We start from the raw sequence: 12,170 nt of genomic DNA on the forward strand, positions 1-12,170 counted from the left end.
TGGTTTTACTTAATAGATTGAATTCACGATGACCTTCTTTTTCTTATTGCTGATATTTAGAATCGGCGTCACTGCGCAGTGTATTTACGCAGGGAGAGAATATTTATAAAAAGGTTTAGGTAAAACTTGAGATAATCCCATTATCATTATTGTGCAGTCTGGAGAAATTAGGCCTACTAATTATTAAGTTTCATATTTTATTTTTTGGAAATTCTCAGAACCGTGTGAATTGTCGCTAAATAATAATAGAACATCCAACTATACCATATCGGTTTATCATAGTCAGTTTGTTGATCTTTGTTGTGATGGCGAATACCAAAGTTATTAGCTATTTTAAAAATATCATTTTCATCTTTTCTATTAAGATGATTTTTTATTGCTGGCCTTAAAAACTCTAAAACATCAGCCAATTCTCTTATGGCCTCTTTTCTATCTTCAAGTGTAGATCTGTGCCTTCTAAATTTCAGAATGGATAAGTTTATTTTGTCCTTAATATTTTCACTATCACTTGTAGGTATATCTGCTTCAAATAAGGTTGATAAACCATTGTCTGATAACATTAGTATTTCCCCGCTATCAGATACTTCAAAGCCGTTTAAATATTCTCTTAATATAGGATTCAAAAGTTCTCGAAAGTGTTTTTGCCCTTCTTGATCGTTAAATTTTTCGTAGTGGTAACCGCACTGATTCCAACTATGATAATAGCCATCTATACCCTTCGAGCAATGGTCGTGCAAAAATTCAATTACATCAAAAAGGTCATCTTCGTTATAATTAGAAAGGTTCTCATGTATTGGATACAGATTTTCTTTTCTTAAATTTATATAAATCATTGAATCAACATCTTCTCCCAATTCTCCCTCTATAAAGCCATCCATGCAGTCTATTCCAAAATATTTTTGAAAGTATCCGTCTTTTGACAATTTATTGTAGGTAATTAAAAAAAGCTTTTTTAAAACCTCAAGGTTCATCTTTTCGTTAGGTGCAATCTTTCCTGTCCTAACTGAATAATACTCTCTTTTTATCATACGTTTATTAATTAAATATGCGATTTAGCTCTAAACACATTGCATAGTGGGTATATAAAAACCCAAGGCTAATCCTCCGGCTTCTCCCTCGCATCCGCCATCCTTACAATTCTTGGTTCAAATTTGGCCAGTACCTCCACCAAATTTTCCTGCGCGGCCATTACGGTGTGGATGTCTTTGTAAGCCATGGGGGCTTCGTCCATATCGCTACCCATGAGGGTAATGCGCTTGTCAACCAGGTTGTCGGCTATCAAAGCTTTGTCCAGCCTTTTAAAGGCCGCGCTACGGCTCATGGCTCTTCCGGCACCGTGGCTGGCCGAATTAATACTCTCGGTATTACCTTTACCGCGTACTAAGAATCCGGGCGTACTCATGCTACCGGGGATAATACCCAACACACCCTCGCCGGCCGGCGTTGCGCCTTTACGGTGTACCATCACTTCGGTACCATCGGCCAGTTGCTCTTTCCAGGCAAAGTTGTGGTGGTTCTCTACCATAGCCATGGGTTTAACGCCTAAAGCACGGGCGATTTTATTGTGGATTTCGTGGTGGTTGGCGCTGGCATATTCGCCGGCCAGGTTCATGGCTATCCAGTACTCTTGTCCTTCATCTTTATCCAGGTCTAACCAGGCCAAATGCTTGGCTTCGGCAGGCAGCTTGGTTTTGGTCATGGCTATCTTGCTGTAATGGTCGGCCACGCTGCCACCAAAACCACGCGAGCCGGAGTGTGACAATAAAGCAAGGTATTTACCTGCCGGTATATCATCCATTGCGCCTTCGGCAATAGTCAGTTCGCCCCATTCCACAAAGTGGTTGCCGGTACCGCTGGTGCCTAACTGTGCATAAGCCTTATCTTTCAAGGAGCGAATAACCTTGGTTTCGTTCCAGGTTTTGCTATCAAACAATGAGCTGTCAAAGTAAGATTTGGTAGTACAGCCCATCCCGAAGTAAGTATTGTCCACCAATATGTTTTTCAGCTTGTCGGTTTCAGTATCAACCGCTTCGGCAGGTAAATCAAAAATGCTCAAACACATCCGGCAGGCAATATCAACACCCACCGCAAAGGGTATAATGGTATTGGCTGTGGTAGCCAAAACGCCGCCAATAGGCAAGCCGTAGCCCTGGTGTGCATCGGGCATCAGTGCGCCGGCAACTGCAATAGGCAATTGTACCGCAGTTTTCATCTGCGCCAGCGCACCTACTTCAATATGTTCTAATCCCCATACCGGGAAATCGGCAATCTCTTCTTTCAGCTTAAAGTTGGTGCGCTCCTGCTTTACAAATTTCCCTTCTTTACGCAGGGCTATTACGTCTTCGGCCAGGTTTTTAAACTTACCGCCTTTTTTTAGGGCATACGGCATAGGGTCATTAATCAGGGCTTCTAAATTGGCCAGTATTTCGGGCTTGGCCATTACGCCGTGTTTTAGCAAACCGTTAGCCACACGGCTAAAGTTTACCAGTATTTCTACATCATCAATGCCTAATGCTTTTAATTCGTTGTTGCTTATCTTATCCTTTTCCATATCTGTAGCAATGAGTGAATTTATAACTTGACGTCTCCGGGTCTAAAACCCTCTCCAAATTAAGAGAGGGGGCGTTTTAAATGCTTCTAACCTTTCAACAATACAAAGAGAAACAACAACTGCGCAGCGTATTTGCGCAGTAAAAATTAATTTATAATTTCATAAAAAATAATTCCAAAATCGAATCGCTAACATCCAAAATTAACAATGCCTGTTAACCGCAATGCCCTTATCCGTTATCGTACCATTGACCAGTGCCTTCAAAACCGAAAAAGAAGGTGGACGCTGGACGATTTAATTGAAGCATGCAGCGACGCCATTTATGAGTATCAGGGTATTGATACCGGCGTAAGCCGCCGTACCGTGCAGGCTGATATTGAAATGATGCGCAGCAACAAACTGGGTTACGAAGCGCCCATAGCGGTAATTGATAAGAAGTATTACACTTATACGGATAAAATCTACAGCATTACCAACAGCCCGCTAAATCAACAGGATATGCAGGTACTGAGCGAGGTTTCGGGTCTGTTAAAGCAGTTTAAAGGTTTTGGTCACTTTGCGGACGTTAACGAAATGGTGAGCAAACTGGAAGACAAAATTTACACCCAGAAAACGCACAGTGCCCCGGTTATTGATTTTGAAAAGAACGATAATTTAAAAGGCCTGGAGTGGATAGAGGTAATTAGAAAAGCCATTGTTACCAAACGAACGCTGTGTATTACCTATCAATCGTTCAAGGCTCGTGGTCCTAGTACTTTTTGCTTCAGCGGCTATTTGCTTAAAGAGTATCGTAACCGGTGGTTTGTGCTGGGCCAATCACATCAGCGCAATGCGCCTTTGCTTACCCTGGCTTTAGACCGTATTCAAACTATTGAAGAACACGCAGACGATTACCGCGAGAACACACAGTTAGATTTGAGCACTTATTACAACGATGTTATAGGCGTAACTAAAAGCCCTAATCAGCGTGATTGTGAGGTGGTTTTTTGGATAGATAAAGACAATGCCCTCTATATTATAACCAAGCCACTGCACCATACGCAAAAGCTGCTGAGCGAAGACCAAACCGGCAAAATATTCAGTATACGTGTCATCTTAAACTTTGAACTGGAGCGCGAACTGCTAGGCTTTGGTTCTAAGATACGGGTGTTAGGTCCGCGTATACTGGTTAAACAAATAAAGGAGCAGTTTTGGAAAGCTTTGGAAGGATATAAGCAGAATCAGCGTGACGAGGAGGCGGAAGGAACGGCAACTGAAATGCAACGGTAGCTCTCTTGTAAGCACTCACATTCTTATATATCAGTTTTTTAATACATTTTTAAATCATGTGTTACGTTTTATAACAAGTCTGCGTAGTGGTTTAAGTAACCTTTAATAAACTTAAAGCAAATATCATGCGGCATAATTTCATTTTTACCCTTGCTATAATTGCAGGCATTTTAGTTTCAGTTTCTTCATGTATTAAAGAAGTCGATGAGCCGGTAATAGGCTGCGAACCAAGCCCACAATTGGTTTTACCCTTAAACATAGTGGATGCTACAACATCAGAAGATCTGTTTTTTTCTGCTACGCCTCGGTATCAGGTTAAAGACCTTTACTTTTTCCGTAAAGCCGATGCTAATAGAAAGGATACCATCCGCCCCAACGTATATGGCAACGCGAATGTGAAAGCATTTTTAGTTCCACTAAAACTACAGACCACCGGCGATACGCTGATTATGAAAATTGGGACACAGGCAGACGATACCATCATTTACTCGGTAAAGAATGTAAGTGGTGACTGCCCTTATACCACCATAAACGGAGTGTTATATAATGGGTCGGAATTAGTAGCTAATGAGTCGCGATACTTCATTAAAAGGTAAATCGTATTCCGTGTAGGTGTAAAACATGTTTAACCATCAATTTCCCGACACAATGAGCATTTTTTAAAGTTAAGGTATGGTTGCTGTTAAAAAAAAGCAACATATCTACCAATTGACACGTCATACACCTCATTTAAAAATAGCAATACTGGGCGGCGGACCGAGTGCATTGTTCATTTACAAGCGACTAGTCGAATCAGGCAGAAGCAATATAGAAATTGACATTTTTGAAAAAGGCGGCCGCCTAGGTGCCGGCATGCCCTATAGTGCCGATGGCGCTAATGATGAACACATAACAAACGTATCAGGCAATGAAATACCTGATATTGTTACACCCGTTGCCGAATGGATATGCACTTTACCTAAAGACACGCTCGACAAATTCCGTATTGACCCAAAGCAGTTTAACGAGTACAAAACCTTACCTCGGTTATTGTTCGGGCAGTATCTGGGCGATCAGTTTAAGCTGCTGCAAAAACAAGCTAAAGAAGCTGGCATTGTTACCAACGTTCACTTTAACTGCACCGTAACCGACGTTGTGGATAACGCTGCGAATGAGAAAGTAACAGTTACCTTAAATGGCGAAAGTAGTGCCGAGTTTGATAGAGTAATTATTTGCACAGGGCATTTGTGGCCTAAAAAATATGAAGGTAAAATTGAGGGCTATTACGATTCGCCCTATCCCCCATCAAAATTGACCTTTAAGGCTAATCATCCGGTAGCGGTTCGCGGCTCATCATTAACTGCAATTGATGCCATACGCACATTAGGCCGATATAACGGAACCTTTGATAAAGATGAACGTGGCAAAGTTGTGTATAAGGTGAAAGCAAGCTCGCCCGATTTTAAAATTCAAATGCACTCGCGTAACGGTTTACTACCCGCATTACGCTTTCACCTGGAAGATTCTCACCTGGGTAAAGACACCATACTTACTGCAGATGAAATTGCGGCTGTAAGAGCAAAAAACGAGGGCTTCCTGCCGCTAGACTATGTTTTTGACAAAAACTTTAAAGCCGGCGTACAACAAAATGACCCGGCCTATTATGAAGAAATTAAAGACCTGTCTATTGAAGGGTTCGTAGCCAAGGTTATGGAGCTTCGGGAACGGGTTGATGCCTTTAAGTTGCTTGCAGCCGAATACACCGAAGCAGATAGGTCAATTAAACGTCGCGAATCTATTTACTGGAAAGAGATGCTCGGCGTTTTAAGCTTTGCAATGAACTATCCGGCCAAATACTTCGCGGCCGAAGATATGCTTCGCCTTAAACGTGAATTAATGCCTTTGATATCTGTTGTAATTGCCTATGTACCGCAAAGCTCCGCTGCAGAAATGCTTGCTATGCACCAGGCCGGGCACCTCGATATAGTGTCGGTTGGTGATGACAGTAAAGTTGAAGCTTTGGATACAGGTGGCATCATCTACCATTACACTGATGAACATGGAGAACATCATGAACAGTATCAAACATTTGTTGACTGTATAGGTCAGCCCCATTTGTCGTTTGATGAATTGCCGTTTAAAGGACTGGTAGATGGCAAAACCGTTAGCAGAGCCAAATTATACTTTAGAGATCAGCAGCAAGGAAAGCAAGAGCAGGAAAAACAAGGTGACCAGGTTGGCGTGGACAGGGATGGGCGGTATTACCTTACCGTTCCGGGTGTTACCATCAATGATAGCTTTCAGGCTGTTGACGAATACAACGCACTCAACGAGCGTATATACATAATGGCAGTGCCATTTATTGGCGGTTACAACCCTGATTATTCAGGTTTAGACTTTGGCGAGGCCGCATCGGTCGCAATTGTAAAAACACTATTGGCATAATTAATGTTAATGTTAACTAATAAAAAAACATACCTATGGAATCTACAGAAAAAACAATTGACGTATTACAAGATCTTATCGAAATTAATAATGACCGCGTAGCTGGTTTTGAAAAAGCTATTGCAGATATTAACGATGAGAACATTGATTTAAAAGCCATTTTTCAAGAGTACTCTGCACAAAGCCGTAAGTTTAGCCAGGAGCTGACTGCACTAACAGCAGCACGTGGTGGCGATGCAGAAACCGGTAACAGTGTAAGCGGTACATTACACCGTGCATGGATTGACGTAAAATCATTATTTGGCGGCAGCGACCGTGCAAGCATTCTTTCAGAAGCTGAACGTGGCGAAGACGCAATTAAAAAAGCGTACCAAACCGCGTTAACTGAAGGTCAGCTTTCGGGCGAAGCGTTACAAACAGTAACTGCACAATCGCAAGATATTAATGCTGCACATGATACCATCAGAGGATTAAGAGACGCCTCTAAATAATAATTGAATACTTAAAAAGCTGCGGTAAAACGCAGCTTTTTTTATATGGAAGAACCACTTAAACTTTTCATGGTGCTTTTAGGCTCCAAACCCTTAAAACGTACAGTTGAGCAGCACGACTATTTTTTCGGAATTGCCAGATCACTTCAGGAACTGGTGCCTCAAATGATTGAATTTTGGCCAGAGGCGGGAAGCAGCTTACACATTGATGGCTGGCGTGAAATTAATCATGTAGATGGCTACTCTGTTACAGTAAACGCCAAGTCTGACTTAAAAGCCCCCGAAAGTGGCAAGCGCCTCTTCTTTGTTAATTTAGGCGGCTATCAAAGCGGTAAGCTTGAAGAGCAGCACTACACACTGCTTACTGTACAGGAAGACCGCAAAGGCGCTATTAAAACATCAACCATGACCCCCTTTTTTAAAGAGGCCAGCATTGCAAGTGTAAAAAGTGCCAGTGCTCATATTGATGAAAAATATGGCATTGATGTAGATGATATTTATCGTGTAGATGATGTGCTTTCTGACGAAACCCGATCAAAATATGATATAGTACTCAGCAAGTGTGCAGATGGCCAACATGATCAAATACACTTAGGTTACTTTAAACTGGATAAATTATAAGCTACGATAACATACTTTACCGGTTTAAAGCATTGAATGCAGTAATACCTTACAAGTACACTGTTAGTGTATCAAAGACTTATCTAACATAAAACGTCGGGAAGCAGTATTCCACTTAATAAGTAAAGGAGCCTGATCGTTACCTACATTTCGCGATAGTCCTACTATTTGCTTTTTTGCATCTACAACCTCTAAATTATCATAAATAACAGTAATCACATTTCCTATAGCATCATCAATCTTCGATAAATCTATAACCTGGAAGATTTTGCCATTGCTCTTTTGGATAATTTTCAACTCACTCAGTACAGCCTTGTCAGCACTGTTGACCTTGTCATAACATGCTATAAAGTAAAACCGTGTAAGTGACTGCGCTTGTAGTATATCGACGCTAGAAAATGCTTGCTTGCGTTCTAAATCCAAAAGCTTAGATACGAACATTAAACTCACAGGCAATTTATTAAGGGTTGCCTTATTTTGCCATATTCCGGCGCACTGCTTTTCTGAAAATCCAAATTGTAACACGGCCGAATAGTTTTTGCCTGTTACCTCATAAAGCGTTACCTGCTTATTATGCTCATCAAAAATACCCTCCAGCTTAATTGGAGAATTGTATTTGTTATACTTGTAAATGCCAATAACGTTAAATTTCTTTTTAGCAGGCTTGCCAAAGTAACCTTTGCGCACCTGCATAGATAGCGTTACTGGAAATTTGCCAATGGTGCCTTCAAAATTATAGCACTCGTACCAACCGGCATAAGCATTTGTAGTGGCACAAAATGAAACTAAAATAGGATTGCTATACATTAAACCAAAAAACTCTTTTATAAGATTTACTAAACGGTAAAAGTTCAAGTTGAGGTTAATAATATACAATAGCTGATAAATTGATATTAAACTGCGATACTATAACTACCTTGTTAAACATAAAGTAAGAACACATGAGCGAGAAAAACATACTTGGATTTTCATATAAAGTGACAGGAGTTACGCTTGAAGCAATTGACGAAAACCTACAGATAACCCAAAGTTTTGCAACAAAAGCAGTAATAGATATTATTAACGAGAAACTAAAACTTCAGAACTTTAAGGTAGACGAGAATACTCTACGCGTGAAATATGTAAATGACCAGCTTTTTTTAGAAGGCTTTGCCACGGAAATAAAGGAACATAAATCAGTTGGCTTCCTTTCCGGCAGGTAAAATTACGCAGCTTTTACTTGGCGTAGTTATCAAACTTCTTTAATCTCCTTACACTCATTAACTTTTGTATATAAATTATTAATTCTAAAATCATCATTTTTCTTGCTTGCATGAGCATAATATATTTCTATATTTGCAATCCCAAACGGGAGGAGTGGTAGTTCAGCTGGTTAGAATACATGCCTGTCACGCATGGGGTCGCGGGTTCGAGTCCCGTCCATTCCGCAAAAGGGTGTCAAAGCCCACCGAAAGCGCTTAAATCAATGATTTAGGCGCTTTTTTTATTCCGTAAGCGCCCGTCTCATACCACAGATAATGAATTCTTTGATTACCTGTCTTGATCCTGTACTTTAGGTAAACGAAAACTCATAATCATTTGATTTAAATGTATTGTGCCAAGGAGGCTGTTTTCGACCTGCCAAAGCGATGGCTTCCATTATTGTTTCATACCTAGCCACAATTTTGGAAATCAAAGGATTGCCAAAAACAATAATACGTGACTATTTCAATCTTTAGCAGCACTAAATCATCTTTAAGCCTGAAGCTATAGCGATGGTTAACGAATACAATATAATTAACGGATGGGGTCTATCGGTAAATCAAGTATAAAGGTGGTGCCTTGCCCCTCCTGACTAATGGCCTTAATGGTTCCGCCATGCATAGATAATAATTGTTGCACCAGGTATAAGCCTACGCCGGTACCTTCTACCTGCTCATGAAAGCGCTTGTATTTATGAAACAAATCCGACATCCCTTTTTCCGGTATTCCCAGGCCATTATCAGAAACGCGTATTTCAATATCTTTTTCTTTTGAAGCGGCCATTATCTCAACCAGCGGTGCCCTGTCCGGGTGACGGAATTTCAATGCATTGGTGAGCAGATTTTGCATGATGCTGTGCAGGTGCATACGTTTATAACGGATCCAGCAATTATCCATATTCACGGTTATGCGGGCACCGGTATCGCGGATTGTATTCTGTAGTTCTGCCTCAATTTCCTTGACCAGTGCGCAAAGGTCAATGTCTTCCTCATAATTATCGGCCAGCTTTTGTGATTTTATAACCTCGCTCAGATGTTTGATGGTTTCGGACAGACGTTTGGCCGATTTGCGGGGAATGGCAAACAGGTGCTTTTCTTTCTCGTCAATTTTTGCCGCTAACTTACGCTCTAAAATTTCAATAGACCCCTGTAATGACATAATAGGTGTTTTAAGGTCGTGGCTGATAATGTGAATCAAGTTATCCAGTTCTTTGTTTTTGCGGGCCAATTCTTCATTGCTGTAGCGAAGCTGCTGGCTGCTGGCTTGAAGTTCCGCAGTTAGAAAGGTTGATTTTTCGTCAGATCGGTTAAGTTTTCTCAATATAAAAAAGGCAATTGGTAGGAGAGCGCTGCAAACCCAGTTACGAGTACTACAATGGCGAAGCCGGGAGAGACATCGGTTTTGGCCAACATCAGCGAAAGCAAGCCTGCAAAAACTGGTAAGATCAGGAAGAAGCTGAGAACTGCATAACGAGCTGTTACAGCTGCCGAATATTCAGAAAAGATTTCACGCAACCAGCCCTGATGTGCGGTACAGGATAAACAGCCTAAGGTTGCACTGAGCAGTCCAATGCTCGTGGGTAAAGCAATAGATGAATATTGCCCGAAGGTAAAGAGGCCATTAATGTTAAACAAAATACCTACGAAGGCAGCGTAGATGGCCAGCAAAGCAACGGTTAGTATCAATTGGCCCCAAACATATTTCTTAAACAGCGCAAACTCAAACCCCATTGTAGTAAGGAAGAACGCAAAAGCTGTGAACGCCGACATACGCCCGGGGTGTTCCTCCTTAGCATCGGTGAACGTATCTATAACCAGCAACTGGTCTATTTTAAAATCAATATTAAGAAGATGCTCAGCTAACGTTAATGTACTGAACAAAAGGACGAGTGAACACAGCACGCTGGCGGCTGTCCGCTTTTCTTCTGTCGCTAAAAAGAGCGACAGTCCAAGTATGGTAATGAACAGTGCTGTATTGAACTTCATAGAAGCTCCGTGAGATAGAAATGTATATAGGGCAGGCATCTGCAAATACCAGCCGACTAAACCGGAAAAGCCTGCCAAAATAGTAAGCAAGGCAAGCAAGAATGGTATTTTACGACGAGGTATCAAAGCGAAGTTACGTTTCAAGATAAATAGGGGCCAATATAAGCTTAACGTCAAAATACAACGTTTGATTCGATTAAACCTAATTAGCCTTTCAGATAACCATTTTATTTATCATTGAATGATCCGGCATAATCAATAATTACATTTCATAGTATAGCTATCAATCCACTCCCGATAGATACAATACTAACCCAATTTGATTACTCTCGCTATTATATCCTAAAATGCCAATTTTTGAGTAAGTATTCTGTTAAACCAGATTCAATCCATATTAGCTTTTGTCAATGGCAATAAATTAATACCATTTCGCTAGAAGACAAAAGGCCTGAACATTTTGTTAACAGGCATTTTGTTAATTCCCTCTAACAGACGTTTTACGTAAAATAGCACCGATTTTAGGTAGACTAATATGCTGAAGCCCCTTGTATAGATATATATATATATTTGCTACCTAGCACCTTAATGCATTAACATTACACTAATTATAAGGCGCTTAGTAAATCAGTTTCACGTGAAACTATAATGTGGCCAGACGGAAATTTATTTTATCCCTTCTGTAGTCATCACAACCCGCTTAATGGAACCGTCTTTGTTGTAGCGCAGCTGATCAATACAAACCGAACGGCTAAAGCTGTTACCATTACGCTCAAGTGTGCCGTTGTGATAGATAAAATACCATTTACCTTTAAACTTCACTATCGCCTGATGATTGGTACCGCTATTACCTGCCACCTCGTTTAATATTCCCTTGTACACATATGGACCGTTGACGTTCTTAGCCATGGCATAGGCTGTCTTTTCGGGTAAACCAGAGGCATATGACAGGTAATAGTTGTCCTTATATTTATGAACCCACGGGGCTTCTTCGAATTTGAATCCGGCAAAGTCTATCTTATTCACTTTACCATCAATTTCAACCATGTTGCTTTTGACCTTTGCATAATAGCAAACCCCATTTCCCCAAAAAAGCCATGCTTGTCCGTTATTATCAATAAACACGGCAGGGTCAATACAAGTCCAGTTGTGGGTTGAGGCAAAGCAATCGGCGTTTGTAAGTAAAGGTTTCCCTATAGCGTCTCTATATGGCCCTTGAGGCTTGTCGGCCACAGCCACGCCTATTCCCGATCCATCTGTACTTATATACCAATAATATTTTCCGTTACGCTTAACGGCCTGGCCGGCATAAGCTTTACCGGTTATATCCCAGGTAAAATCTGAAACCTTCAATGGTGTAGGATACTCCGTCCAATTTTTTAAATCGGTTGTTGAAAACACACACCAGTCCTTCATTTTGTAGCCCTTTTGATCACCATCATAATCATGACCAGTAAACAGCCATAAAGTATCGCCCTCAACAAATGCAGCTGGGTCGGCCGTAAACTTATGCTTTATAATGGGGTTACCTCCAGACTTGAACTTAAACACACTATCCTTACTTACCTGTGCTTGAAGGTTCAAAGTACA

12 protein-coding genes and 1 tRNA gene are annotated in these 12,170 nt (G+C 40.9%); 7 read left to right on the top strand and 6 right to left on the bottom strand.

What is annotated here, in order from left to right:
* Positions 1 to 197: 197 nt before the first annotated feature.
* A complete protein-coding gene (locus QZ407_RS13930) occupies positions 198 to 1,028 on the bottom strand; it encodes a hypothetical protein (protein ID WP_295772133.1) in 831 nt (276 codons plus the stop codon).
* Between the two features lie 68 nt (positions 1,029 to 1,096).
* On the bottom strand, positions 1,097 to 2,551 hold the full coding sequence (locus tag QZ407_RS13935; RefSeq protein WP_295772135.1) for an RtcB family protein: 1,455 nt from the start codon (positions 2,549 to 2,551) through the stop codon (positions 1,097 to 1,099).
* A gap of 207 nt (positions 2,552 to 2,758) precedes the next feature.
* On the opposite strand from QZ407_RS13935, the gene QZ407_RS13940 reads away from it, so the two are divergent.
* The 5 genes from QZ407_RS13940 (at position 2,759) to QZ407_RS13960 (ending at position 7,356) form a co-directional block, all read left to right on the top strand.
* Positions 2,759 to 3,820, top strand: coding sequence for a WYL domain-containing protein (locus QZ407_RS13940; RefSeq protein ID WP_295772136.1), 1,062 nt, complete (start codon positions 2,759 to 2,761; stop codon positions 3,818 to 3,820).
* Positions 3,821 to 3,945: 125 nt separating this feature from the next.
* Complete coding sequence (locus QZ407_RS13945; protein ID WP_295772138.1) at positions 3,946 to 4,416, top strand: hypothetical protein; 471 nt, start codon at positions 3,946 to 3,948, stop codon at positions 4,414 to 4,416.
* Positions 4,417 to 4,528: 112 nt separating this feature from the next.
* On the top strand, positions 4,529 to 6,244 hold the full coding sequence (locus QZ407_RS13950; RefSeq protein ID WP_295772140.1) for an FAD/NAD(P)-binding protein: 1,716 nt from the start codon (positions 4,529 to 4,531) through the stop codon (positions 6,242 to 6,244).
* A gap of 35 nt (positions 6,245 to 6,279) precedes the next feature.
* Entirely contained in the window at positions 6,280 to 6,735 is a 456-nt protein-coding gene (locus tag QZ407_RS13955) for a PA2169 family four-helix-bundle protein (RefSeq protein WP_295772142.1), read from the top strand.
* A 45-nt stretch (positions 6,736 to 6,780) separates the two neighbouring features.
* Positions 6,781 to 7,356, top strand: coding sequence for a DUF1543 domain-containing protein (locus QZ407_RS13960; RefSeq protein WP_295772144.1), 576 nt, complete (start codon positions 6,781 to 6,783; stop codon positions 7,354 to 7,356).
* Positions 7,357 to 7,419: 63 nt separating this feature from the next.
* Here QZ407_RS13960 and QZ407_RS13965 read toward each other — a convergent pair whose 3' ends face one another.
* Positions 7,420 to 8,211, bottom strand: a complete 792-nt coding sequence (locus QZ407_RS13965) for a hypothetical protein (protein WP_295772146.1) — start codon at positions 8,209 to 8,211, stop codon at positions 7,420 to 7,422.
* Between the two features lie 86 nt (positions 8,212 to 8,297).
* On the opposite strand from QZ407_RS13965, the gene QZ407_RS13970 reads away from it, so the two are divergent.
* Both QZ407_RS13970 and QZ407_RS13975 read left to right on the top strand, forming a co-directional pair.
* Positions 8,298 to 8,558: a hypothetical protein gene (locus QZ407_RS13970; RefSeq protein WP_295772148.1), complete on the top strand. Its 261-nt coding sequence runs from the start codon at positions 8,298 to 8,300 to the stop codon at positions 8,556 to 8,558.
* A 151-nt stretch (positions 8,559 to 8,709) separates the two neighbouring features.
* Positions 8,710 to 8,783: transfer RNA gene (locus tag QZ407_RS13975), tRNA-Asp, on the top strand.
* 349 nt (positions 8,784 to 9,132) lie between these two features.
* Here QZ407_RS13975 and QZ407_RS13980 read toward each other — a convergent pair.
* The 3 genes from QZ407_RS13980 to QZ407_RS13990 form a co-directional block, all read right to left on the bottom strand.
* Positions 9,133 to 9,918, bottom strand: a complete 786-nt coding sequence (locus QZ407_RS13980) for a HAMP domain-containing sensor histidine kinase (protein WP_295772150.1) — start codon at positions 9,916 to 9,918, stop codon at positions 9,133 to 9,135.
* The gene (locus QZ407_RS13985) at positions 9,915 to 10,727 is read right to left on the bottom strand and encodes a hypothetical protein (RefSeq protein WP_295772152.1); all 813 of its coding nucleotides are present in this window, start codon (positions 10,725 to 10,727) and stop codon (positions 9,915 to 9,917) included. The genes QZ407_RS13980 and QZ407_RS13985 overlap by 4 nt, the downstream gene beginning before the upstream one ends.
* A gap of 519 nt (positions 10,728 to 11,246) precedes the next feature.
* Positions 11,247 to 12,164, bottom strand: coding sequence for a glycoside hydrolase family 43 protein (locus tag QZ407_RS13990; protein ID WP_295772154.1), 918 nt, complete (start codon positions 12,162 to 12,164; stop codon positions 11,247 to 11,249).
* Positions 12,165 to 12,170: the final 6 nt, after the last annotated feature.

Origin of the sequence: uncultured Mucilaginibacter sp., assembly GCF_913773635.1 — a bacterium.
Classification (GTDB): domain Bacteria; phylum Bacteroidota; class Bacteroidia; order Sphingobacteriales; family Sphingobacteriaceae; genus Mucilaginibacter.

Bases quoted from the DNA above. Each gene is read 5' to 3' on its own strand.
- QZ407_RS13930 (WP_295772133.1), bottom strand. From the start codon at position 1,028: ATGATAAAAAGAGAGTATTATTCAGTTAGGACAGGAAAGATTGCACCT.
- QZ407_RS13935 (WP_295772135.1), bottom strand. From the start codon at position 2,551: ATGGAAAAGGATAAGATAAGCAACAACGAATTAAAAGCATTAGGCATT.
- QZ407_RS13940 (WP_295772136.1), top strand. From the start codon at position 2,759: ATGCCTGTTAACCGCAATGCCCTTATCCGTTATCGTACCATTGACCAG.
- QZ407_RS13955 (WP_295772142.1), top strand. From the start codon at position 6,280: ATGGAATCTACAGAAAAAACAATTGACGTATTACAAGATCTTATCGAA.
- QZ407_RS13970 (WP_295772148.1), top strand. From the start codon at position 8,298: ATGAGCGAGAAAAACATACTTGGATTTTCATATAAAGTGACAGGAGTT.
- QZ407_RS13960 (WP_295772144.1), top strand. From the start codon at position 6,781: ATGGAAGAACCACTTAAACTTTTCATGGTGCTTTTAGGCTCCAAACCC.
- QZ407_RS13945 (WP_295772138.1), top strand. From the start codon at position 3,946: ATGCGGCATAATTTCATTTTTACCCTTGCTATAATTGCAGGCATTTTA.